At 49.7% G+C, this 25,722-nt stretch carries 21 protein-coding genes; 15 read left to right on the plus strand and 6 right to left on the minus strand.

The genetic code is table 11. The features are described from left to right. Positions 1–74: 74 nt before the first annotated feature. Positions 75–1,949, minus strand: coding sequence for a hypothetical protein (locus EKK48_00005; GenBank protein ID RTL45762.1), 1,875 nt, complete (start codon positions 1,947–1,949; stop codon positions 75–77). Between the two features lie 289 nt (positions 1,950–2,238). On the opposite strand from EKK48_00005, the gene EKK48_00010 reads away from it, so the two are divergent. From EKK48_00010 to EKK48_00025, 4 genes are all read left to right on the plus strand, one after another. Then, the gene (locus tag EKK48_00010) at positions 2,239–3,486 is read left to right on the plus strand and encodes a hypothetical protein (GenBank protein ID RTL45763.1); all 1,248 of its coding nucleotides are present in this window, start codon (positions 2,239–2,241) and stop codon (positions 3,484–3,486) included. 160 nt (positions 3,487–3,646) lie between these two features. Next, entirely contained in the window at positions 3,647–4,177 is a 531-nt protein-coding gene (locus EKK48_00015; protein ID RTL45764.1) for a redoxin domain-containing protein, read from the plus strand. 228 nt (positions 4,178–4,405) lie between these two features. Beyond that, positions 4,406–4,651, plus strand: a complete 246-nt coding sequence (locus EKK48_00020; protein RTL45765.1) for a hypothetical protein — start codon at positions 4,406–4,408, stop codon at positions 4,649–4,651. Positions 4,652–4,707: 56 nt separating this feature from the next. Beyond that, positions 4,708–5,094 (plus strand): type II toxin-antitoxin system PemK/MazF family toxin, encoded by a 387-nt coding sequence (locus tag EKK48_00025; GenBank protein ID RTL45766.1) that lies wholly within the window; start codon positions 4,708–4,710, stop codon positions 5,092–5,094. Positions 5,095–5,135: 41 nt separating this feature from the next. Here the strand turns inward: EKK48_00025 and EKK48_00030 are convergent, their stop codons facing one another. From EKK48_00030 to EKK48_00045, 4 genes are all read right to left on the minus strand, one after another. After that, the gene (locus EKK48_00030; protein ID RTL46236.1) at positions 5,136–6,485 is read right to left on the minus strand and encodes an FAD-binding oxidoreductase; all 1,350 of its coding nucleotides are present in this window, start codon (positions 6,483–6,485) and stop codon (positions 5,136–5,138) included. Positions 6,486–6,544: 59 nt separating this feature from the next. Beyond that, complete coding sequence (locus tag EKK48_00035) at positions 6,545–7,984, minus strand: PLP-dependent aminotransferase family protein (GenBank protein RTL45767.1); 1,440 nt, start codon at positions 7,982–7,984, stop codon at positions 6,545–6,547. 483 nt (positions 7,985–8,467) lie between these two features. Next, positions 8,468–8,782, minus strand: coding sequence for a hypothetical protein (locus EKK48_00040; GenBank protein ID RTL45768.1), 315 nt, complete (start codon positions 8,780–8,782; stop codon positions 8,468–8,470). Positions 8,783–8,844: 62 nt separating this feature from the next. Beyond that, positions 8,845–9,771 carry a hypothetical protein gene (locus tag EKK48_00045; GenBank protein ID RTL45769.1) on the minus strand — a complete coding sequence of 309 codons (927 nt, stop codon included), beginning with the start codon at positions 9,769–9,771 and terminating at the stop codon, positions 8,845–8,847. Between the two features lie 581 nt (positions 9,772–10,352). On the opposite strand from EKK48_00045, the gene EKK48_00050 reads away from it, so the two are divergent. The 8 genes from EKK48_00050 to EKK48_00085 all read left to right on the plus strand — a co-directional run bounded on the left by EKK48_00050 (position 10,353) and on the right by EKK48_00085 (position 20,906). Beyond that, positions 10,353–11,285 carry a hypothetical protein gene (locus EKK48_00050; GenBank protein ID RTL45770.1) on the plus strand — a complete coding sequence of 311 codons (933 nt, stop codon included), beginning with the start codon at positions 10,353–10,355 and terminating at the stop codon, positions 11,283–11,285. A 110-nt stretch (positions 11,286–11,395) separates the two neighbouring features. Continuing rightward, the gene (locus EKK48_00055) at positions 11,396–13,888 is read left to right on the plus strand and encodes a serine/threonine protein kinase (GenBank protein RTL45771.1); all 2,493 of its coding nucleotides are present in this window, start codon (positions 11,396–11,398) and stop codon (positions 13,886–13,888) included. Positions 13,889–14,074: 186 nt separating this feature from the next. Next, complete coding sequence (locus tag EKK48_00060; GenBank protein RTL45772.1) at positions 14,075–16,060, plus strand: ABC transporter substrate-binding protein; 1,986 nt, start codon at positions 14,075–14,077, stop codon at positions 16,058–16,060. 20 nt (positions 16,061–16,080) lie between these two features. Next, positions 16,081–18,168, plus strand: coding sequence for an ABC transporter substrate-binding protein (locus EKK48_00065; protein ID RTL45773.1), 2,088 nt, complete (start codon positions 16,081–16,083; stop codon positions 18,166–18,168). Further along, positions 18,169–19,137 carry an ABC transporter permease gene (locus EKK48_00070; protein ID RTL45774.1) on the plus strand — a complete coding sequence of 323 codons (969 nt, stop codon included), beginning with the start codon at positions 18,169–18,171 and terminating at the stop codon, positions 19,135–19,137. Between the two features lies 1 nt (position 19,138). After that, a complete protein-coding gene (locus EKK48_00075; GenBank protein RTL45775.1) occupies positions 19,139–20,257 on the plus strand; it encodes an ABC transporter permease in 1,119 nt (372 codons plus the stop codon). Beyond that, positions 20,257–20,466, plus strand: coding sequence for a hypothetical protein (locus tag EKK48_00080; GenBank protein RTL45776.1), 210 nt, complete (start codon positions 20,257–20,259; stop codon positions 20,464–20,466). The genes EKK48_00075 and EKK48_00080 overlap by 1 nt, the downstream gene beginning before the upstream one ends. A gap of 134 nt (positions 20,467–20,600) precedes the next feature. Continuing rightward, on the plus strand, positions 20,601–20,906 hold the full coding sequence (locus EKK48_00085) for a tetratricopeptide repeat protein (protein RTL45777.1): 306 nt from the start codon (positions 20,601–20,603) through the stop codon (positions 20,904–20,906). A gap of 135 nt (positions 20,907–21,041) precedes the next feature. Here EKK48_00085 and EKK48_00090 read toward each other — a convergent pair whose 3' ends face one another. Further along, the gene (locus EKK48_00090) at positions 21,042–22,277 is read right to left on the minus strand and encodes a hypothetical protein (GenBank protein ID RTL45778.1); all 1,236 of its coding nucleotides are present in this window, start codon (positions 22,275–22,277) and stop codon (positions 21,042–21,044) included. Between the two features lie 466 nt (positions 22,278–22,743). On the opposite strand from EKK48_00090, the gene EKK48_00095 reads away from it, so the two are divergent. The 3 genes from EKK48_00095 to EKK48_00105 are packed head-to-tail and all read left to right on the plus strand — an operon-like array spanning position 22,744 to position 25,605. Continuing rightward, positions 22,744–23,697, plus strand: a complete 954-nt coding sequence (locus tag EKK48_00095) for a hypothetical protein (GenBank protein ID RTL45779.1) — start codon at positions 22,744–22,746, stop codon at positions 23,695–23,697. 6 nt (positions 23,698–23,703) lie between these two features. After that, positions 23,704–24,174, plus strand: a complete 471-nt coding sequence (locus EKK48_00100; protein ID RTL45780.1) for a hypothetical protein — start codon at positions 23,704–23,706, stop codon at positions 24,172–24,174. Between the two features lie 42 nt (positions 24,175–24,216). Continuing rightward, positions 24,217–25,605 carry a phosphomannomutase/phosphoglucomutase gene (locus EKK48_00105; GenBank protein ID RTL45781.1) on the plus strand — a complete coding sequence of 463 codons (1,389 nt, stop codon included), beginning with the start codon at positions 24,217–24,219 and terminating at the stop codon, positions 25,603–25,605. Positions 25,606–25,722 lie beyond the last annotated feature (117 nt).

Raw genomic sequence — 25,722 nt, forward strand, 5'->3', positions numbered from 1 at the left:
CTCGGGACGAGTGCGTTCCATGGCTAGGCGGGACGAATGGCGTTCCGGGCACTCGGGACGAGTGCGTTCCATGGCTAGCCGACTGGTCTGAATACTCGGGTAAAACTTCCGTAGTCCATGTCGGTCAACGGTCCAATGTGGTCGCTTGCCTCCATGCCATTTCCGAGATAAACAAGAATATGCCCATGAGGGTTGGTGCGAGTCGTGCCGTGCACAACAATGTCGCCGGGTTTCAGTTTGCTGTTTTCAGGAATCTCCTGAAATTGATTATCACGAGCGAGACGACCTGCCGCCATATAGGCAGATCCACCGTGAATGTTGCCGGTGCCGGCCATGTCGAGAGCCGTAGCTACGCCCTTAAGGCAGAGTCCATGTGAATCCATACGTCGGGCTACAAGCTTGGCGTCACGACAAATGGTTGCTGCAAGATTTGGATCACCATTGACTGCACCCGTGGCGTCGGTGCCGTTTCCGGCAGCCGCATCGGCGATGGCGGCGGCTCTGCTGTCTTCGACTTCCTTGGCTTCCTTAGCAATCGCATCGGCAGTATCAGGAATGGACTCAGTGTGAACGCCACCGGCACTCCATTGCTCATAAGATCCGTCGCCGTGAATAACACTGAACGTGCCGTTCGGCTCAACCAGTGGCACTACATCCGCAGATTTGTTGTTGCCGTCAAGCCACTGACCGTTATCTCTGTGAAGCTGATAGCCGTATGCGTCAATCTCAGTCAAACTGCCATTCTGGTCATACTTGAAACGGCTTATCTTGCCACCACCATTGATGATTTCAGTGGGCATTGTCTTATCGCCAAATTTGGCCGAAACAACTTCGCTACCGCCAAGCCTGAAGTCAATTGATTTGAATTGAGCATCACTGCCGTCTCCGGTTTGAGTGACGGTTAGACGTCCAGAGTCCGAAGCGCTCAGTGTGCCGGCAATTGGAGTGGCTCCGTCGATGGAGACCATTCCGTTTTCCGATTTATACGAATGCGTCTTACCATCTTTTCCTGTCATAGAAAAACCAGTCAATTGATTGCTTGCATCGTAAGAGAAACCGGAAGCCTTGTTGCCATTGCTGTATTCAATCGATGTAAGATGCTGGTCCTTATCCCAGTGAACGACCGTTCCAGCCCATCCTTCCTCAGTAGTGGCGCCGGACTTGTCAGTGATTTTGACTGCGCCTTCCTGCTTCGGATCCAGCGAAATGTCTAATGGTTTTTTGTGATCCGGATCGGCAGACGAATAGAATTTTCCGTCATCGGCTTTCGCATAGGAAACCTTCTTTCCATCGCGCTCGACGGTCATCGCAGAAAGTTCGCCGTCTTTATATTCAAAAGTTTTAGAGGAGTTGCGATTGGTTTCGTGAGTGATCAAGCCGTTCGCGTCGCGGTCGATTGTGCCACCCCATGGTGAGATAGTGGTAGAACTTCCGTCTGCATGGCTGAGAGTTTCACGCCCCTTGGCGTTAATAGTAACTACATCGTCAGTGGACTTTCTTGTTTCCTTGCCGTTTTCGTATTCATGATACTTGCCATCTTTGGCATCATATTTCCAGGTGTCACCACTTTTGGTGGTCCATGATTGAACGTGGTTGTCTTTGTCGTAAGTAAATGTGGTGCCATGAGCTTTGGTCACGAGGCTGGCACTTCCATCAACGGGAGAAGTGCTTGCTGTACTGATTCCGCGATATGCAAAGTTCGTATCGCCAGTTTCAACAATATCTAAGTTTGGCAATATGCCATCTTTGTGCAACTGCTTAGTAACGGCAGCCAGGTCGTTTTTGAACGTTTCCTTGTCTACCTTTCCATTCGTTGAATCTTGCTGACGAAGCGCGAACAGTTCCTGGTGAAGCCGTTGGGCATCAATGTGACCATTCTGATTGGCGCTCTCGATGCGACTGACTGTCTGCTGAACACGATCGGTAGTATCGGCGGTGGTTGGTGGCATAGTAAGGGCTCTTGTCGAGGCTGAAGGTGCGCTCACACAACGAACTCTGCGACTCCGGGAAATTGGAGCCGATGTTTTTGCGACTATCGAATTGCGATAGCAGCCGAGCCACTGGAGAGCAGGTATATATTTATGGGCAAAAGCAGTGTAACAGAATCCAGACAGTTGTCAACATCAATTAAGACAAGCCCTGACAGACTTAATGCGCCCAGACTAAATGCGCCCAGGCTTAATGTTTGCCGACAAAGTAAAATAAGTAAGGTCGAGCCGCTGAGGAGATCTAATCTGCATGAAAACGGCACGCAATCGCACCGCCTTCATTCTGCTCGCCGCACTCGTCTGTACAAGTTCTTGCGGCAACATAAAAGAGGTAGACAAAAAGCGGCTGCCGCCTATCTCGAAATCACGTCCAATTGGCAGCCCAGCGGGGCCATCAGATTCTGCTTCGATTAAGCGAATCAACTTCAATCCAACCGGTGAAACCAGCGACTGGACCTTGCCAGCAAGCAATTTTGTTGACCCGAAGCGAACCAAAGATGTCAAAACGAACAGTCTGATGCGATACGAAGGCTCTGTCGTCGGCTTCGTCAAATTCGACAAGCCCGGATACCTGCAAGAGCGCATCTATGACGATGTTTATGGCGACATCTACGGCGGTTGGTCTTCTCACAAGGTTCAAATAAAACCGACCAAAGAACCAGTATACGTATCAGTCGGATTGGGATACACCCGCGACGACGCGGTGCAAGAAGTTTGCTGGTTTCCCGAGGGCGCGAAAGAGGGTGTTGTTCTTTATTCGACGGCGTATCCTGAGATAGGTGAAAAGCTTACAGCCGCCGATGTTTATGGTCCAGAGCAACTCGGAAACGAGTACCAGTTCCACGATACGGTCGCCATTAACACAATAAATGAGAACCTGAAAAACGGCAATGTCGACCAAGCCCAGAAAATCCTCAAAGATTGCGCCCAGGCTCTCAGCAAAATGAGAGATTCGCAGGACGGCAGTAGCCATGCAATTATTCCGGCAAAAAATCTGAACACACGAAACTGGGCAATGGTTCGCGCTTATGAATTAGGTCTTGCACTTGGCGAACCAAATTTCAGAACAAAGACGAAAGCTCTGGAAGACGTTCTGAATGGTTCACACTGGCCGAAAGACACAGCGGACCCGACCGAAAGAGAATACCGCGACATGCTGCCCATGTATGCGTGGCTGAACGAACAGCTAAACGGAAAACACAGTGCTCCGCCGAAGGTAGACGAATCGAAATCTTGTATTGCCGGTCATGATCCAAAAACTGTAACGGAATACCTTTTGTCAGACAAAGCATCCGAAGATGACAAAGCAAGAGTAATGTTCACTAACATTGACTTTTGGGTCGCTGTGAAAAATTTCCTGCGCAAAGATTTTAAAGAATCAGAGAAGCATTTGAATGCTTTCTTCAATGACAGACACTCCAAAGGAGATGCATTCGAAGTCGCGGCAGCAGCCAAACTCAAAGACTTCGAGTTTTTTGAATTGCATCCAGAGAAGTAAACTGGCAGCCCAAAGAAGCACTCCAGAAATATTTCACAAGCTTCGGTGAGAATTGTATGGAGCGCTGCTGCGCATACACTCCGACAGTCTCCTGATACGCTGCTGAGCAGAGTCTTGAAGGAGGTGCGATCGGAAACCGTCTTTCAAGAAGGAAATCATTATGGTATCTAAAAAGCTTTTGTTGACACTGATCGCTAGCTGCGTCGCCATATACACCAAATGCAGTGCCAATGCCAATGCCAATGCACCAGAACGGATACCGGGCTTCAAAGGCGCGACAGCCTGGCTGCGCGGAAAAGCTGTAGGACAAGATGACCTCCGAGGAAAAGTGGTGCTGGTCGACTTTTATACGTCTCGCTGCTCTAACTGCCTGGCGGCGGTTCCGCATATTTCTGAATTGCATCGGCGGTATAAAGATCGAGGACTGGTGGTAGTTGGGGTGCACACTCCGGAGTTCGAGGAAGAGCGAGACCCAAAACTGATTGAGAAAACAGCGCAGCGGCTTGGTGTCGAGTATCCAGTCGCAATAGACAATGATCATGCAATCTGGAACCTCTATCACAATCAATACTGGCCAAATCTGATGCTGTTCGATAAAACTGGAAAGCTTGTCTATGCTCACGCCGGTGAAGGTGACTATGAGCAAACAGAGCAGGCCGTGCAGGCGCTGTGCAACGCCCCGACTATTTAGTAGACGCTGCTGGATTTCCGGATAAGCTTACCCGTGATGCGATTTGCACAACCTTAGTAGCACCTTCCGCATTGTGCCTATTCTGTCATTCGGTTCGAGCGGTGCCAGATTAGAATGCGGTTTTAACGTGAGGTGGTCTTGCGCCTAGTATGACCATAAGCCATACTATGAGTATTACCACTGAAGCGAAGCTGAAGGTTACAGTGGATGAGTTGAGAGGCTAAACAAGTGAAAGAAAAAGTGACGGTCTCCATAGACCCTGAACTCTTGAAGATAGTTGACAATTTTGTTCAGAACTCGACGGAAGGCGGCGTGTCTAGAAGTTCGGTGTTCGAGCAAGCCTTGCAGCTATGGAAACAAGAACTACGCGATGCATTCGATGAGCACTACTACTCTCAACATGCAGACGCGCTAAAGGATCCATCCTGGACCGCAATAACAACTGAAGCTGCTAGAGCTATTTGGCGAGAATAAGGTCCGGGAAAATTACGACCGAGTTCCGAATTGAAAACAGGGAGAGAGGCTAAAAAATGACATCAAATCGGCCTTTTCCGCCTGCATCGTTCCCACAGATTGGCGAGGTCTACTGGGTCAACCTGCCTAATCAACCAAATGATCCACATCAACCCAGAACGGCGATTGTAATATCGCCTAATGGTAGAAACAAAAGCTGCAATGACATTATCGTTGTACCCACAACGTCATCAGCTAAGTTTAGAGCACATCCACTTGTACACGTACTTCTGCCAGCCGGAGAGGGGGGCTTGAAGCGCAACTCAATCGTGCGCTGCGATCAGGTAACAACTATAGATAAGTCACTATTAGGAAGCGGTGCTCTCGGCAGCCCGATCGGCGCAAAATATCAAGAACAAATCATAAGAGGTGTTAGGCGAGCGATAGCCGATCCTACAGCCTAGTCAATCTTTACCAGTCCATACAGGCACCCATTCGACGAAACTCAATCAAAAATCTTACCCGGGTTGAGCAAATTTTGAGGATCTAGCGCTTTCTTGATCTGCCTGAAAATGGCGAGTTCAGCAGGTGTTCGACTGTAGCTTAGTGCCGCCTTCTTCAGTAGTCCAATTCCGTGCTCGGCCGAAACGCTGCCACCGAACTTCCTCACGGTTTCGAACATCTCTGTATCTGCGGCGTGACAGATATCAAGGAACTCAGATTTCTCCATCTGCGGTGGCTTCAAAAAATTGACGTGAAAGTTTCCATCACCCAAATGACCGAAGAGAAATAATTTCAAGTGCGGATAATTGCTTGAAAGGAGCGCCTGCATCTCAGTTGCAAACTCGTCCAATTTCGCAATCGGCAGAGCAATATCATTCTTATAGACCAGTCCTTGAGCAGCCAGGCTTTCGCTGACCAGCTCACGCAATGCCCAGAGATCATTGCGCTCCTCGTGTGAATGGGCAAGAACACCATCTACGATCAAATCATTTTCGAGAGCGATTTGCATCCACTCGTCAAGTTTCTGCTTCTGTTCTGCACTCTCGGCGCACTCGACTTCAAGCAGAATATAACTGTGGGCTGCAGACGCGAATGGACTTTTGCGTTGGCTAAATTTGAGCACGCTCTCGAGGCAATCATTGGTCAAATATTCGAACGTGAGAATAGTGAATGGTCCATTCAACTTAGTGTGTTTCAGCAGCTCGAGAGATGCAGCCAAACTGCTAGTAGCAAAGAAAAACAGTTCGGTGTGGATCGGCAAAGAAGTAAGCCTGAGCGTAGCTTCGGTGATGATGCCGAGAGTTCCCTCCGTGCCGATAAAGAGCTGCGAAAGTTCCATCCCCGTGTTGTTTTTCTGCAACGAACCATTCAACTCTAAAATGTCACCACCAATGGTGACAACCTGCAAGCCATTAACCCAATTGCGAGTCAAGCCATAGCGAATCACGCGCTGCCCACCGGCATTTGTGGATATGTTTCCCCCGACGTGACTGGACCCTTTCGAAGCGAAATCAATCGGCCACGTCAAACCCAAAGGTGCACAATGTTCATGCACAGCTTGAGTGATAGCGCCAGCCTGGACACGCACGGTCGAGGAAAGCAGGTCAACGGGGAAGATTTTGTTCATACGTGCCAAGGACAGGACGACTTCGCCGTTTGCGGCTACTGCGCCTCCGGAAAGACCGGTCCTTCCGCCGGATGGCACAACGGCGACACCATGCTCACTGCATAGTCGCAAAAAGGCAGCCACTTCATCGGTGGTTCGCGGAAACACTATCGCAGCTGGTGCGGGGTCGTATACTCGAGTCCAGTCGCGTCCATATTCAGCCAGATCTTCGGGCGCGACGGTCATAAAGTCAGCCGGAAAGCACCTGACGATTTCTGAATTCAAATCAAGAGGCAACGCTTTGTTCAACTGAAAAAACCCTGGGTAAAAGATTGCACCGAGTCATTGATTTCTCGTGGTGTCATTTGAGCAAACGGTACCACGTATTCATTAGATATTCGTGGGTTGAGATAGTAACTATCAATTGGTATCAGAGGCAGTGCCGCTGCGCGAGCCAGCTCCATGATCTCCGTTTGAGTTTTATAGTCGTCAAAGCGAATGTACTGATGCAGTCCAGCCGCTTCCTTCGAGAAATAGACATGACGAGAAAGCCTGTCTCCCAGAGCCGCAATCAAGACATTACGGCGCTCTAGATAAACTGTTTTATTTCTCTTTATCGTACGCTCAAGATCGCCATCCTCGATAAAATCAGCCATCGCATGTTGCTCGATCAAAGAAAGTGCATCGCGCTCGGCAACCTGCCGCACAGATTTCGCAACAGGCAAAAGGTCCTTCGGCAGCACCGTAAAGCCGTTGCGCACAACCGGTCCCAGTACCTTCCAGAAAGTAGACATGTAGATGACGCGCTGGTTGTTGCTGCCGAATAAAGCGGGCATCGGTCGCGAGGTATAACGAAATTCGCTGTCATAGTGATTCTCTATGATTATTACATCGCGCTCGTTGGCCCAGTTCAAAAGCGCATCGCGGCGCGAGGGAGACAACACTGCTCCGGTTGGCTGTTGATGCGACGGACTGATGAACAGCAACTTCACATCATCTTTGATGGCGAACAGTTTTTCGACATCGATACCATCAGAATCTACCGGCACGGGAATCAACTCCGCCTGATGAGCAGAAAAGATACGACGCGAACCGGCGTTTCCCGGGTCTTCCACGACGACACGATCGCCAGGATCGATTAAAAGCTTGACGATAAATTCAAGAGTCGGATGCCCACCCGAATGAATTGAAATTTGCTCGCCACTGCATGCGATGCCCTGAGCCCGACCGAGATATCCGGCGATGGCGTCACGCAGCGCGCGTAAGCCAAATGAATCTTGCGAGGGCTGTAGCAGCTCGCTATTCCGCAACGCATGCTTGGCTAAATGCCGCCTCCACAACTTAATGGGAAACTGCGAAATCGGAGGTGCCCCGGTGGAAAAATCTTCCAGTTCACTCGGTTCGCCAAGCTGACAGGCCCGTTTAGCAAACACCGAGATCCGACTGGAGAAATCAACATGGGGTTGGTCGGACGGACCTGGCTGTGCTGATTTGATGTCTGGCGCAGCCAGGACCGTTGTTCCACTCGAGCTGGTCTGCAGGACGTTCTGCGAAACGAGCAGCTCATAGGCGCTGATTACCGTTTGTCGAGACACACCGAGGGTTTCGGACAATTTCCTTGTCGTCGGCACGATATCGCCTTGCTTCAGCAACCCGGTCGAAACTGCGTCACGGAAAGCATCGGCCAATTGCCGATAGAGTGGCGCAGGCAGTTCAGAGTTCAGTTTAATCGGGAAAAACTGCATGAGACGCTCGTACTGGCTTTGGGCGTTCTCTTGCAGGCGAGTTCGAAACGAGATCCGTAAAAATGGACATTACAACAGCCTTGAGGAGAGACATATTGCAAGTAAAACAGTAACTGAACGGCTCGATACTCACCCCAAGAAACTTATGCTCCCGGGTGGAGATGTCCAAAATATCACAAACGTCCAGCTGGAGCGCAGCCGTCCCGGCTGCAACAGGCACTGAGGCGACCTCAGCCTGGCTAGGGGATGCGGGGGCGTGTTTCATCGAATCCTCCTTAAGAGAATGGGCGGTGAACAACTTAATTAGATTGGGCAAGAGGAGCGCCGTCGCGGTCGTTTAAGACGCGCTTCGGTAAATTGAGTATGCACCCATTCCACTTGAGAACCACCAAGATTAAATGGTCCTGTCACAAAATCGATCGTGGCCTTGGTCGAAAGTCCGAAAATCGGCCTGAACTCGTTAATTCAATGGCGCTCGCTAAATCAATGGTGCCGTTGCTGTGCAGCCTCAGAACTGATGATTTCTTTGACCTCGCCCGCGTTTGATGTAGTCGTGATGCCGGTATTGAAGTTCGCCACTTCCTGCAAATTTGTCACCTGCGACTGGAGCTGGCGAACCTGTTCCTCTAGCGACTCCAAACGTAAGCGGTACTGGCGCTCCTGTTCGGGACCGAGTTCCTGGAATTTGAGTCTCAGTCGCTCAGAGAAGGCATCTGCAATAGGAGCTGCTACCTTCATGATTCCAGTGATGACTACCACGGCAATCAATATTCCAGCTAGCAGCTCTATGACAATCATTGTTTCTCTCCTTGCTCTTCTCTAACTACTTCTTCTTGCTTCTTCTCTAATTATGCCCATGATTACTTACTAGCAGCATGGTGCGCTGCATCATCTTTCGGCTTGGGCAGCTGCATTTGCAACATAGTGGCGAAGCCACCAGATGAGCCACCGGAGACAATCATAGTGTCAGGCAACACACCGTCCCACTTTTTCACGCGCTCCCACTCGATAAGTGTTGGCGATTTCTGCAGAGCCTGGCTCTGCAACTCGATTGACTTAGCTTGAGCTTGCGCGTTGGCAACAGTAATTTCAGCTTCTTTTCTCGCCTTATCCAACTCATAGGACTTCTGCAAAGCTTGTTGTTCCATTACCTGTTTCTGCGCAATGGCTTGCTGCAACACTTCCGGCAGTCCAACGTGTGTAATTGGAATGTCGACGACTTCAACCAATCCCTTCACGTTTTCACGAACCATAGCTAAAACCTGATTTTTGATCACGTTAACGTTCTTCGTAGCAGCGTCGGCTTTGTACTGCGAGACAACCTGTCTGAAAGCTTCTTGCACCTGTGGAGCAACAAGACGGTCAAAGGGATCGCCGGCATACTTTTCGTAGAGCACCAGAACCTGACCTTCCGGAATTCGATACAACACCTTGTAGCTGATGTTAATCGGCTGCTGGTCTGAAGTCAGAGGATCGGCTTGTCCATCTTTCGTATCCTGCTTGACGCTATATTCAGTGATTCTGTCAGTGAGCGGATTGAAGAATTGCAAGCCGGAATTTAACAGGTTACGGTCCATCTGACCAAGCGAAACCTTGACGGCACGCTGACCCGGTTCAACAACCGTGCAGGCTGACAGTGATGTAATACAAACTAACGACACAAACAATTTAGGCAATTGCATTGCGCCCCTCCTTTTATTTTGATTTGAATTCTGTGAGATCGCCGACATGGCGACATTCTTCGATTTAGTTGCGTTTACGACAAAACAGTCGCTGTTCATGCGCATTACGGTGGGGGTATGCTGCCGATTTCGAATTTAGCTATGGTGTTCATGGTCATTCTCTTGCTTCTTTTCTTTCTTTTTGCTTTCTATGTTTTATTAGTTCCACTATATATGTGCCCCCGTAGAGTAATGATTGTTGTAATCAATCCGTAATAAATCGGTCGAGTTGGAATTTTCTATAGGCAACCGATCTTGTCGCGGTACGATTTCTTAATCAGGCAATACGAGGACTCAATTTAGACAATAAAATTGGACAAGTCCACGCACGAGCTGACTCCATTTAGAGTCTAAACGTCACGAGATGCATAATTTCCCAAGGCGGAGCAGCCCCATGCGCTCGCGGACTGTCAGTAGCTCTGATTCACCGTAACAACTTGGTTATGTTCTACTCTTATACTAGTAATTAACTTTCTAGGTCTTTATCTAAATCTCGCTGTTCTGAATCCGAATCGAAGCGTGTGAATGCCCTAAAATTTAGGAAGCATGCATTCTGTCGCAGAAAAGGTTACTGTTCTAGCGCTCTTCTCTTACCGTAACCTTTGGGTTCTTCGCATTCTTTCGAGTCATAAAAAGGCTGGAAAATAATGAGTGAGAAAGTTAGTGACAAATCCCCATGCGTCGCACAAACGCAGCTGGACAAAATTGAGTCGCGAAGTTTTGATAGTGCGTCGTCTCGTCTGCTTGATGAAACAAAGAATACTGCGGAGACGCCGGTTAATAGGTCGAAAGTAGAATGTGCTCGTCTGGTCACCGAAGGAGTCCTTCCACCACTTCATCTTACCCAGAGCGGTGACACCGTCCGACCCTCAGCAGACGCCACTCCGGGCGGTGCGGAACCTACGGAAGATTTAAGTGCGGGCATGAATGCAGCCCGTAAAAACACGAAAGGCTGGAACACAGAGAACCCTCCCCCATTTACCAGCGTAAGCGAAAAACTGGGTGCCAGTAAAACTGTTTTTTGGGGCGATGATCATTTGGATGAATCGAGCCCACTGCGCTTTAAAAAAGCGTTGCCTGTTTTGAAAGAAGCCGGGGTCGACACCGTCGGAGTTGAACTACTTCGAGAAAATCAACAGTCCATGGTCGATGGCTATCTAAGCGCCCAAAAGGGCTCGCCCGAGGAAGCTTCAGCTGAGCAGCGCATTCGAGAGAGGTTAGAGCATACGGTCAACAAGGACCAGCTGTTGACAAACAAAACCATGGAATTTATAAAAGCAGCGAAAGACGCGGGTCTCAAGGTTCTATGCATTGAGCCGAACGGTGGCAATTTGTACTACGGCGGAGATCCTGGAGAAGGCGCAGCGGCACAGCGCGACACGAACTGGGCTGACGTAATCGAGGGTTACGAGAAGCGTAATCCAGACTCGAAAGTGCTTGTTATCGCCGGTTCCACACATTTTATCAAAATGCAAAACAACCCCACTCTGCCCGAAATCCTTTCGCGAAAAGGCGTTCCATCTGTAGATCTCACGCCGCCTTCTCAGTATTTCGAAGGTGAGATCTTGCTGCCAAAATAGGATGCCACTTAATAAGCAGAATGGGCATGATAAGACTGCGAGAAGTCGCTCACTCTGCTAATATGAGCGCAGGAGTTTTTATCACTGGTAGCCTAGATTAAGGTCAAACTGTGCACCAGAAGCAATTTCCAAAAGATCAAAACGCAAAGACGAAACTAGATAATCTGAAGGCAACGCCTGCAGCGCAGACTAGCATTGACAATCCGGCTGCAACACCCTTAGCGCAGACTAGCGCTGACAATCCGGCTGCGACACCCTTAGCACAGACCAGCGTTGACAATCCGGCTGCGACACCCTTAGCACAGACCAGCGTTGACAATCCGGCTGCGACACCTTTAGCGCGGACGAGCGTTGACAATCCGGCTGCGACACCTTTAGCGCGGACGAGCGTTGACAATCCGGCTGCGACGCCTGAAGAGCAGCAGGAAACAATGCAGGCTCCCATGCCCGACAGATTTATCGGAACTACGATAGCCGAGCGCTACGAAATCTTGTCGCTGGCAGGTAAAGGTGGAATGAGTTCCGTTTACCGCGCCAGACACGTTTTAACGCACCGAATAGTGGCGCTGAAGCTCATGCATCCACACTTGCTCACCGATGAAAACGCGGTTCGCCGGTTCCAGCAGGAAGCGAAAGCAGCGAGCCGACTGCATCACATCAATGCAATCTCAGTGCTGGACATGGGTGTAACAGAAGACGACCAACCATTTCTAACAATGGACTTTCTGGAAGGTCGCTCGCTCTCAGAAGAGATTAGAGACTGCGGACAAATTGAGCCGATTCGATGCATTCACATATTTCTGCAGGTCTGCTCGGCACTGGCACATGCCCACGATCAACGCATCGTGCATCGCGATTTAAAACCAAGCAACGTGATGCTGATGCAAGCCGATGATGATCCCGATTTCGTCAAAGTGGTCGATTTTGGTATCGCCAAAATATTGCGAGAAGGCAGTGAGTCTCTCAAGCTAACGGCAACTGGAGATGTCTTCGGAAGCCCTTATTACATGAGCCCCGAGCAGTGCATGGGCAATCCGCTCGACGCACGCTCGGACATCTATTCGATGGGATGCCTCATGTACGAGGCTCTTACAGGCAGAGTTCCGCACGAAGGAAAGAACGTGCTGGAAACGATGTACATGCACACAAACCTCGCAACACCAGCACTTACCGACATCGAAGCAGATCCGCGTCTAAAGCTCAGACTCGATCAGATCTTGCAAAAGTGCATGGCGAAAGTACCCGATCAACGCTATCAAAGCATGATCGAACTGCGCGACGATCTGATGACTCTGAGCGACGCACCGCAAAAGGGCTTCAAAATTGCAGCTCAGCTGGGCATTAATGCCGCTGACCAGGGTAGAAAACTCGACAATAGATTAGCTGCCGTATCTTCAAAAAAATTGTTCTGGGTCGCAATGCCACTACTTGCGGTGCTGGGAACTATCGTCATATCATTCGGGTACTACTGGTTGAGCACATCAGGAGACCCTTCGCCATCGGACAGAGAATTGTTGCCGATACGAAATTTATCCGGCAATGAAATTGCTGAGAAGATGGTCGACACCACGGCGGCTCAGTGCAAATCATCAGACGAGGTTCTGAAGGAAAGCCTGAAAGTGCTGGGCGATACGGAGCAAGCTCATGACCGGAATGTCATGCTCTACAACACCTTGCTTAAGTCTCACAAAAGTTACAGGCCCGAAGAGTTTTATCAATTAGTGCAACGTTACGGCTTCTATTTCATGAAGTCCGGCGATTACGGCGAAGCAATCGACGCGTTTGAAACGGCCATTAACACATCCATACAGGGAAAGTTTGCTCTGCCACTGGAGAACGCTGGGCTGCAAGCGGCTATTGTTGAATGCCTCATGTCGAGCGGTGACGGCACGAAATTGGACAGAAATTTTTCAGACAGCACCAGCGCCACCGTAAAGGCGTACAACCTCGCACTGCAAGCCAATTTTGGATTTCATGAGAACAATGTCAACAGTACACCACTAGCAATAACCAATCTGGGCAATCTGCTCGAACTCAGCTCCATGAGTCCCGAGCGCTTGAAGCCCGGTATCAGGATTTTTCAGATTTTGTACGGACTGACCGATATTCCACCTGGTTTAAAAGCCAAGGTTTATTATCAAGCAGCGCAGTTTTTGCTCAGTTGCGAAGCCAATGGATTGAAACAAATTCCAATGCTGGTCTTTAGTCCTCAACTGCAAAGACCAGTCATGGGCGCCAAGCCCACAGCGGAACTGACAGCAGAGATGTTGGATGGTTCGCTCAAAGCCTGGGAGCAACTGGAACGGAAACGAACAATAAAGAGAGCAGTCTTCTACAACGAAGGTGTCATTCACAACCGCCTCGGATTGATTGCGTTAAAGAGCGAAGATCTGGATCTGGCTGCTGCGGAATTCAACCTGGCATTGCAAAAGTTTGTGGACAATAATGAGAGTGAAGCAGCGGCAAAAGTTTTGTTCAATCTGAGCGATGTGCGACTGAAACAGCACAATTTGCCTGCTTACTACGAAACTCACCGTGACGCGAAGAGAATCTGGGACGGCTTGTTGCACCCTTTGAATCTCAGTCAGTTCAAAACATCGTAAGACCGAACTACGCGAGCACGGAACCGAAGACACACCGGTGGGCGCATTGCAAGCAGACAGCCCCACCCCTTGGAATCAATGAGCAACGAGGATAAATACCCTCAGATGTTCTAGAATTGGACAGCCTCAGACCGGTTATCAATAGAACCAATAAGCTTCCGCAGCAGCATTCGGGTGACGGAACAAATGAACCTAAACAACCACAGACAGTTTCAAGCGCTAAAAGTCTTCATGCTGTCAGCCTTGTTGACCATGCCTTGCCTATACGGCTGCGGTGCCGACAAAGTACCGACCGGTACCGAAGGTGGTGCTTCAAGTAATGGAACGTCGACAACAACATCATCCGAAAACTCATCAATATCATCAACGTCAAGTGCCTCGTCAAACGCAGGCAATTCCAAATCTCCTTTAGCAATTGTCGACCCACCAAACCCCGGTCCCTACAAAATAAAGCTGGTTGATGGGGAAGAGATGAGAGTGGGGCGATTTCCTGTGGGTAAGTTCGGCGGCTCGTTAGTGCGCTCAATAATCTCCGCAGATCCAAAAACATTCAACTATTGGGCGGCGGAAGATACCAGCTCGACGCTGCTTGCCAGCCACTTGTTCGGCGGACTGGTGACCGTCGATCCCTGGACCGGAGAAGTAATTCCGGACATGGCAGAGAGCTTCAAGGTCGATCCCGATGGTGTCACATACACCACCAAATTACGCAAAGGTCTGACATGGTCTGATGGGAAACCTATAACCTCGGCAGATGTCGCCTTTACATGGAATAAATTGATCGCCGAGGGCTACGGAAACTCATCGATCAGAGATGTAGTCAGCGTCGACGGCAAGATGCCCACTGTAACAGTAGTGGACGATTTGACCAACAAATTCGTCACACCGAAAACATTCGCTCCATTCTTGAGGCAGCTCAGCACACCAATTGCCCCTCAACATGTAATCGAACCAATTTTGAAACGCAAAGACGGCAAGGCAGCATTCCAACATTTATGGGCAGCCGATCTCGACCCGAAGACACTGGTGACGAGCGGACCATACACTTTGGCGCGGTTCGTTCCTGCGCAGCGGGTAGAACTGCAAGCCACAAAAAATTTCTACATGGTAAATGCTGAAGGTAAACGCTTGCCATATCTAGAACGGTTGATGTTCCTGATCGTGCCGGATCCGAACACAAATCTGCTCAAGTTCAGAGGCAATGAGTTAGATCTGACACCGGTGCGAGCCCGCGACGTTTCCAAACTGCTGACAGAACAAAAGTCCGGGAACTTCAAACTGAACAACCTCGGACCATCAATCGGCACAATATTCATCATGATGAATATGAACCGCAGAGAAAATTCAAAAACGCATAAACCATACGTCAATCCCATCAAATCGAAATGGTTCAACGACACTAATTTCAGACAGGCGATCAACCATGCAGTCAATCGGCAAGAAATCGTCGACAGCTATTTCAAAGGTATCGGCGCAACTTTGTTTACGGCTGAGCCCAGCGCCAGCCCTTACTTCAACTCCAAGCTGAAGCCATTCAAAAACGATCCGGACTACGCAATGTCACTGCTACAAAAGTCCGGATTTCAGAAGAAAGCTGACGGATTTTTGTATGACAAGGACGGAAACAAAGTCGAGATCAACATGCTCGCAGCCGCGGGAAGCACGTTGTACGAGTTCATCGGCAATATGATGGTGACCGATATGAAAAAGCTAGGCATCACCATCAATCTTTCGCCACTGGATTTCAATGTACTCAACGACAAAGTCAACTCCGGCGATTGGGAGTGCTGCCTCGAAGGGCTCTCCCCGGGAGATGCGCTCGAACCGAATGATGGTGCTAATGTCTGGAAGTCGACAGGTCGCATGCACTTGTTCGACCAGCGCCAGGCTGACGATGCCGGTAAAATCACCGCGTCTGATGTTCGTCCATGGGAGAAACGGCTCGATCAGCTTTTCAGCGAAGGTGCGCAGACACTGGATAAAGCGAAGCGTCATCAAATTTACGACGAGTATCAGCAGATCGTTTATGACGAAGCACCGTTCATTTATCTGGTAACACCTTCGACAATCGTTGCCGCGCGAAACACCCTGAAAAACTACACGCCGACTACATTGTCGCAATACACCAACGGTGTGCATAACGTTGAAGAGGTTTGGAAAGCGCCCGAGTGAACAGGAAACCCAGAGTAAACATGCGACCAGTTGCACAGCTGATCATCGCCTTCACAGCATCGAGTGTGATTCTGACTGGATGTGGCGCGGATAAGACAGTCAAGACTGCGACTGGCGGTAACAATGTTTCTCACAGCGGCGCAGATCCTGCACAAACTGGAGGAACTTCGACATCCACCGACCGAATTGCCAAAGGATCTTCTGAACAAAACGGAGCAGACTCTGCACAAACCGGCGAGACAGCCCGTACAGGCGTAATCCCAAGCAAAACATTGGAAGCGGCAATGTCGCACATCGCAAAGACACTGGAGCCGCCACCATTCCAACTGATTACAGCATCAGCCGATACAACCGATAAAGTCATTCCATCTTCAACGGATAAACCGATAGCGGAATTCTGGCAAGCGCGAGGTGAACCGGGCGAGTTTGGCGGCACATTCAATGTCGGCTCATTCGGGCAGGGTCCCAAAACATTCAACAAGTGGGCATCTGCCGACGCTGAAAGTGATGGCATCGGACAGCTCATGTACGAAGATCTTCTGGCACCTGATCCCTGGACCGGCGTTTACTATCCCAAACTCGCTAAAAGCTTCAGCGTCAGTCCGGACAAAAAAGAAATCACATTCATTCTTAGAAAGGGCTTGAAATGGTCTGACGGACATCCTCTGACCGCAGACGACGTTGTTTTCACCTTTGATACCATTGTGCGCAAAGGCTACGGAAACTCGAGTTATCGAGACGTATTATCAGTTAACGGCAAATTCCCGGATGTCATCAAAGTCAACGACTTAACTGTAAAGTTCCGCACAACGGTGCCATTTGCACCAATTTTGAACGGTCTTCGAGTGGCTATCGCACCAAAACACATCCTAGAACCGATAACGCGAAAACCAATTGCTGAATTCTCAAAATTCTGGGACGTCAACACAGATCCGTCAAAACTTGTTGTCAGCGGTCCCTTCAAAGTGTCCAGATATCTGCCTGCACAACGAGTTGAAATGACACGGAATCCACTCTACGCAATGGTTGATCGGCACGGTCGGCGATTGCCTTATCTAGACAAATTCAACGTTGTTATCGTGCCGGATCAAAATACTGAGATTTTGAAATTCTACGGCAATGAAATTGATTTTCTAGACATACGCTCGGTGCGCGGCTCAGATGCCGCGACTATGAAAAAGCGCGAGGCTGAGGGCGGATACAAAATGTACAACCTCGGACCCGACGACGGCACAATGTTTCTCATGTTCAACATGAATAAGCGAAAGGATGCGAAAGGGAAATATTACGTCGATCCGATCAAACAGAAGTGGTTTGAAAGCAAAAGCTTCAGACAGGCAATCAGCCATGCCATCAACCGAAAAGCAATCATCAGCAATGTTTTGCGCGGCGTGGGATTGCCTTTGTACACGGCCGAGTCGCCGGCATCCATCTACTTTGACCAAAACCTTGAAGGCTATCCACAGGATTTGGAACTAGCAGCAGACCTGCTGCAAACTGACGGGTTCAGACGAAAAGGCGAATGGCTTTACGACAAGGATGGACATCAAGTCGAATTCACTCTCATCACAAACGCCGGAAACACTACTAGAGACGGTGTCTGCGTAATGATCGTGAACGAGTTGAAAAAGCTCGGCATCAAAGCGAATTATCAACCAATCGATTTCAACATAATGATCGATAAAGTTGAAAACAGTCTGGAATGGCAAGCCGTTGTTATGGGATTAACCGGCGACAAACTCGAACCATATAATGGTGCCAATATTTGGAAAAGTGACGGACGCCTGCACTTATTCAATCAGCGCCTGGCTGGACCCGACGGCAAAGTAGCGGTCAAAGACCCTCTCGATTTCGAAGAGGTCATCGACAAATGTTTCGATCGCGGTGCCACCACATTCGAACCATCGCAGCGCAGGAAATGGTTCGATATGTATCAGCAAATTGCTTATGAAAAACTTCCATTCATCTACTTATATTCTACGCTCGATATAACGGCGATGAAAAATAAAGTCGGTAATTACATGCCGACGCCGCTTGGTATCTGGTATACGCCCAAAGGCAGTTTGCATAATATCGAAGAGATTTATATCAAGAAGGCGGTTCACTAAATGTCGGTGCCTATCTATATTCTCAAACGAATTCTGCAGGCGCTGCCGTTACTCTTCATCATTTCAGTAATGAGTTTTACGATGCTGAAATTGGCACCAATTGATCCGCTGGCTCATTTACGAGCGAACCCCGCGATTTCCCTGTCGGCTATCAAGGCAGAGGAACAGCGACTCGGCTTGGACAAGCCGCCGGTCGTTCAGTACGGAATCTGGATTACCAACCTGGTGCGCGGCGACCTGGGCATATCCACATCTGGTGCCAACGTTTTCGATCTGCTTATGCAGCGCGCTGGAAACACACTGAAATTAAGCGCTCTGAGTATTTTGTTCACCTGGCTGATTGCAATTCCAGCCGGAGTTATCGCTGCGGTCAACCGCGGAAAATTCTCGGACAAATTTTTCGGCGTATTAACATCAGTTGGAATGTCGATGCCGACATTTTTACTTGCACTGATGTTTTTGATGTTTGCGTTAGCTACACATCTCCTGCCGATCGGCGGTTTGACCAGCTCAAACTATTTCGAACTCGACCCACTGCATCAGGTGCTGGATGAATTAACACACCTGATTATTCCAGTCGCTGTTCTTACCTTTGTTTCGCTGGCTGGTATTCAGAGACAAATGCGGGCGAATCTGCTCGACGTTTTAAGAGCTGAATACGTCCGCACCGCGCGCGCAAAAGGATTACCAGAAAACACTGTCATCTACCATCATGCCCTGCGCAACGCCATCAATCCGCTGATCACTCTTCTGGGATTCGAATTCGCATCTCTACTGAGCGGTGCTGCACTGACTGAAACTGTGCTTGCGTATCCGGGGCTAGGACGGCTGACTCTGGAAGGCGTTCTTACTAAAGACATGAACCTGGTCATGGCTTCACTCATGCTGGGTGCGATCATGCTGATCACCGGCAACTTGCTGGCTGACGTTTTGCTGAAATTTGTCGACCCTCGCATCACGCTGGAATGATATGGAATCAGCCGTAGCAACAATCGAACCTGCAGTCGCCAGGGAGCCTTTACGGAAGACTCCCTGGGACCGACTCTGGGCAGACAAGCTGGCGCGCTTCTCTTTGATCATTCTGGCAATTCTCTATTTCTGTGCGGCATTTGCAGACCCACTAACTCCGTACAGCATGGATTTTAATGACGCCGAAGTGGCGAATGCGCCGCCAAGTATTATCCACTGGCACAACGTCAAAGGAGAAGTGGTCGCGCCTTACGTCTTGCAAGTGGAGCGCACCTTCAACCACGAGACCTACGAACAGCGCTACACCGAAATCGCAGGCGAAGGTTATCCGATACGACTTTTCATCAAAGGCGAGCCATACAAGATCTTTGGCATTATCCCCGGTGACATCCACCTCTTCGGTGTCTCGGAGCCGGGTCATTTATTCTTGCTTGGATCTGACATAAATGGCCGAGACAATTTTTCCAGATTATTCTTTGGCGCTCAAAAAAGCTTGACCATAGGATTCTTAGGACTATTCATCGCCTTCCCCATAGGCATTGTATATGGTGGCATGTCTGGTTTTGTCGGGGGTGCGATAGACAATTTCATGATGCGCGTCGCAGAAGCAATCATGTCCATTCCGAGCTTTTACTTGTTAATCGGACTGGCAGCAATGCTACCGCCTGAAATGACCAGCTCTCAACGTTTCGCACTGATCACTGTCATTCTCTCTTTCATAGGATGGGCTGGACTCGCCCGCGTAGTGCGAGGCATGGTGCTCTCAATTCGCGAAGAGGAGTTCGTGCAAGCAGCTCGCGCTGCGGGAATGGCTGAATTCCTCAACGTTGTAAAACACGTGATCCCTCAAACAGCAAGTTTTATAATCGTGGCGGCAACATTGCAAGTGCCGAGTTTTATTCTTTCAGAGAGCGGCTTGAGTTTCATCGGCTTGGGCATTCAACAACCTGATGCGAGCTGGGGCAATATGCTGAAGGCGGCGCTAGACAATGCGAACGAACTCGTCGATCAACCATGGTTACTCGCCCCTGGATTTCTTATCTTTGTTACGATTCTCTGTTTCAACAATGTCGGTGACGTCTTGCGCGACGTACTCGATCCTAAAATGCAAGGCAGGTAATGGAAACTTCTATCCTCTATTGGGCAATTAGCGGAGCCGTCGCGGCAGCGGCGTTAGCAATCACAGCTTTTAATGCTAAGCACTGGATAGGCGCACAAAAGTTCCTCTGTGAAGATTGCAAATTTAATTCCGCAGAAGACTGCCTGAAGCCAGAACGCCCCACGGCGCTCGACTGTACCGCCTACCGCCCGTCGAAAGAGACGCCCTGAAGGGCTCACTAACGAACTCCTTACACTTTTTGCGGAACATGAGACGACGGTTGCTTGTCTCATTAAATCAGGGAGATTCACAACCTTGTCTGAGCCGCTTAAGTGCCAGACCACACCGGTCTCCAGGGGGAAATATGACTGAGATGACGATATACGACAAGTACGCCAGAGAAGGCGAAGCGGCTGTCTCCGCGGGTGACTTTCGCGAGGCAGAAGCATGCTGGTACACCGCCATGAAGATCGCTGAATACTTCGGCGAGCGTGACCCCAGACTGACCGAAAGCATGGAAAAGCTGGCGGATGTGTACGACAAAATGGATCGACACCGTGAGTCCGAAAAGCTCAAATTAAGCATCGGCAAAATGAAGAGCCGAGTCACTGGAACAAACCTGCCACCTCAGGGTCCGTTTAACAATCACGCCAGTAACGTCAGCGCCTGACCAACGCGGACTGGTAGATAGTGACTGGTCTCCTTAATGGCGAGTCTCCATAATGGCGAGCGGGTCCTCCATAATGACGGGCCAACCCCTCTCGGGGGTTGGCCCTGACAATTAGTTCCGACTTTCGACCGAACTCTAGTTTCCTACCAGCGCAGCAGCAGCATTCGGAATTCCGTATCCGAAATAATTGATGTTGTAGCTTGGCGGTTGGATTGCCGTGTTGCGCAGAATCTGGAGAACCTGAGCGTTGGTCAGGAATGGACGTCGAGCCCAGACCTGAGCAGCGACAGCGCAAGACAGCGGGCAGGAGAATGAAGTTCCACTGGCGGTTAGCGGCTGGCTATTGACGTCACTGGAGACAACATTCACACCAGCAGCAGTGAACCATAGCGGATAGCCATAGGTCGAGAAGCTGGCCAGTTGCTGGCTCGAGTTGATCGCCGAGATGACGATCAGATAAGGCGTACGAGGACTGCAGTCGAACTGTCCGTCGTTTCCTGCAGAGTTAAACAGTAGACCTCCTGAATTGTAGAAATCCACAAACCCAGCAAAGAGAACAGGGTGAGCCGATTGATTTGCGTAAGTGTATGGAACTCCGGCATTGACACTCAAGTTAATCAACCGAACATGGCGACTCTCGAGATAGAACAACGAATTCAAGACGTCGGCATCAGTAGTGTAGAGCTGCCCGTTAAAGCAATCTACGGGAATGATCACCGACCGATACGCCGGAGCTGCGCCCAGAGTGAAATTGTTCGTGGATGCAGCAGCGCAGGTCGAAACGAATGTACCGTGATAGAAGCCATTCGAAGCGAGATCGACGTTTCCTGCACCGTTCGTAATGATGTTGATTCCTCTGTCAACGCGTCCGGCGAGGTCATTCTGCGAACCGTTTACACCCGTATCGATCACACCAATTGAGACGCCTCTACCGTCGCCCTTGAGGAGCCATGAGGTCGGAACGTTCATCTGAGGCAGCTGATATTGCTGCGAGAACAGGGGATCGTTCGAATTGCTCTTAGCACGCATATTTACCTGGACAGCATCAAAATGCTCTTTGTTTTTCGAGAGCTTCTTCATGGTGTCCTGCATCTTGCCGTCAGGAACCCGGATTAGATAAGCAGTGATACGACCATTCGACATCGTCTTAACGATTGTCCCATCAGCGTCGCGCAAAGCTTGTGAACACTCATCTTTGTCAGCGCCCTGGTGAGCCATGACCAAGATCTCATTCGGCACATATGCCGAAGCAGGAATCGTGCCTCCCACCACAGCACCCTTCGACTGCGCTAACGCAGGAGTGGCCGCGGCAATCAATATGGATAGACCCAGGGCCAACTGCCTGAGTCCAGTTAGTTTTTTTAGACGCATTAATCTAAAGCCTCTTATTGGGGGCTGAACGGGATTCGGGGGATTCCTTAGGATTAAATGAGCTAAGTTTTTTGCAATACTAGCACAGCGGTTATACCCGACTCAATTTAAATCGCATCTGGTTTCAGTGAAGTGCCTGCTGATTTTACGTAACAATATAAAGGATGATGATCTTGCATCGTGGCGCACTATCATCTCGAACATTTGAAGGTTTTCCGATCCGAACAATATTCGACGATGCACCGAATATGGTGCCTCTTCAAATTCATTTAGATCAGTAAAAGCAACTTACTTGATCCGACAATCACGATTGAAGTTAAAGGGAACTTGAACAGCGTTTAGACATTCTGAGCAAAATTCAGCCGGCAATGTTGCATGGATTACAACTGAACTAATCGCCCATTTGCATATTTGGTGCTACTATTCTTGATATCCACGCACTCATCAGAACCGGACCGGCCGAAGCTTGAACAAAAACTCATTAGCCCCGCTACGTTGGTTGATTGCACCGTTTGGTGCCACGGCCGCATTTGTAGCCAGTCAAGAGCTATTCTCGATAATTGCAGGTTTGATTAAGCCGACTTTAATTCCGTCACTGGCAATGTGGGCGGTCAGTGATTGGTGCAGTACCGCTTTCGCGATGTACACGGCAGTTGAAATTGCTCCAAGGAGAAAGGGAATGGTCGCGCTCGTCGCCGCCGTCGCACTTTCACTCTGGCACTGTGCCCTCATGGTCCTGGCTCCGCAGCACCCGATTTCAGCAAGCCATTCCCACGAAACCATTTGGATAACCTGCCTGGGCGGATTCGCCATCGCTGCCATTCTTGCGGCTCGTTTCATTCGCAACGAGCAATTCGACATCCCAGGCGACGAATTAGTGGAAGTAGTAATGAAACAGTTGGCCGAATCACGTTTACAGCTGGCGGCAGATTCACTGGACGACACCGTACTCGACCACGAGAGCTTCTCTGAAGATAGTGAAAAACCGACATATAAAACTGATCGCGATATGATCCTGCTCGAACGAGAGCTCCGCTACGTCAATCTACCGCGAACGGCGTACATCTCCGCCATCAGATTTGCCATTGCAGTTGAACGTGATGCCGCATTGCAAAACTGCAAAGGTGAGCTTTTGTTCTTCCATCAAATCGTTCTGGATAGTGCGATGAGGCTCAGCGTTATGAAAAACAGCGAGTCATTCTGGAAGACGACCGCGCACCAATTTCGCGCTTATGAAAATCTAACGGAAGAAGAGCGTCGCAGCCTTGTGGATCGAACCGAAGCATTGCTGCCGATCGAGCGTGAACCAGAGTCTGAACCTGCGGAAAGCGAGCTGATTGCAGAGCAAATGCTGCTGGAAGTAACAACAGAACTCGGACTGGAAGTTGAGCCCGAACTACAGTACGCGATGAATACTTGATTCCGCATGAACGACATTGAGCTGAAAGCTCTCGAATTGAAGCGCAAAGCCTGGGAAGTGCTCGACGGTAAGGCAGAAGCCGATGTTCTATTTCAAGAGCTATACAGGCTCGAGCGGCAGAGTCCCGACTTTCTGGAGTCAGTAGCGAAACAACTGGAAGCCGATAACGGGCGCTGGTCAGTGACTTCGGCCCTGCCGAACGCAGAGGTTAAGAGAGAACAGGCGACTCAGCGCATAGAAGAAATCTCCTTTCACGCACTTGACGAGCCGGTCAACGAACCACATGCTCATGAAGTTGGCAGAGAGCAATTTCAGCACGTATCTGTCCCTAAAAACGCCGAACTGGAGATGAGTCAGCACGCGGCTGAAAACGCTGAACGATTATCTGTTATTGTTTGGCGGTCAGATTATGGCGACCGAGCCTGGTTAGAAGATTTCGCCAAAGACATTAACAAAAAGAATAAGGATGAGAAATAGAGCGCACTTCCGTGTGCAGGAAACGAATTTGACGGAGCCAGAATGAAAACAGCCACTCTTCACGATGTATTTAAAAGATATGATGTCCGCGGCTTATATCCGTCCGAGTTGAATGAAGAACTCGCTTATCAGGTCGGCGTGCAGTTCGTGAAGCTTCTAAACGCCAGGACAGTCGTACTGGGGCGCGATATGCGCGTCAGCGGACCGCGACTTTTCGAAGCGCTCGCACAGGGCATCGCTGATGGTGGCGCACAAGTCATCGACATTGGATTAGTATCCACCGATGCGCTTTATTTCGCTGTCGGAAAATACCACTATGACGGCGGGATCATGCTAACTGCATCGCACAACCCCGCTGAATACAACGGAATGAAATTTACCAGAGAGAACGCTGAAGCGCTGTCTCTTGAAACGGGATTGGCGCAGATTCGCGACGCCATCATGAACGGTGGCAGCGGTGGACCCAGTGGCAGCGGTGGTAGCTATACCGATGCGAAGTCCGCACAAACACGAGCAGGCGCGACCCGAATAGAGCGGGACATTCTCGAAGATTTCGCGGCGCATTGCCTCTCATTTATTGATACGAAATCAATCAAGCCCTTCAAAATCGCTATCGACACAGGTAACGGAATGGGCGGAAAAATTATTCCTCCAGTCTTCAAACACCTGCCTTGCGAGATTGTACCCCTGTATTTCGAACTCGACGGAAGCTTTCCAAATCACCCGGCCAACCCGCTCGAACCGGAAAATATTCGCGACTTGCAAGAAGCGGTCAAGAAGCACAAATGCGATCTCGGAGTAGCCTTCGACGGTGACGCCGATCGAATGTTCATACTCGACGAAAAAGGGAATCTTGTTACCGGCGACATCGTTACCGCGCTAGTCGCAATCAACACATTGAAGCACCATCCGCATCAGACGATCCTCTACAATGTCGTTTGCAGCCAGACAGTGCCCGAAGTGATCACCGCGCATAGTGGCAAACCGAGAAGAGCGCCCGTAGGACATTCTCTAATCAAGAAAATCATGCGCGACGAAGACATCATATTTGGTGGCGAACACAGTGGACACTTCTATTTCCGCGACAACTGGTATGCGGATTCCGGCATGATCGCGCTGTTGCAATGCCTGCAAGTATTCAGTGAAACAGACAAAAAAATCAGTGAAATCATTGCTCCAATCGACAAACGATATCGCTCGGGTGAAGTAAATCGAAAAGTAAAAGACATTCCAGCGGCAATTTCCAAATTGGAAACTCATCACAAGAATGCGGAGCTAAACCACCTGGATGGCGTCACCATCACATATCCGGACTGGTGGATGAACGTGCGCAGCTCCAACACAGAGCCTCTGCTCCGCATCAACATCGAAGCAAACAGCGAAGATGTGCTGAATGCCAAATTAGAAGAGGTTCTAGCGCTGCTGGCATAGCAGAGCAATCTAATACGCTTTTCATCAACTCAATGTGGACCTTCGATAATTGCCTATCGAGGCCAATATTTAGTAAGCATTAGGGTTTATTTGACCGATAGGCGCCCGGTCTCTGGT

It is taken from the genome of Candidatus Melainabacteria bacterium, from assembly GCA_003963305.1.
Classification (GTDB): Bacteria; Cyanobacteriota; Vampirovibrionia; order Obscuribacterales; family Obscuribacteraceae; genus PALSA-1081.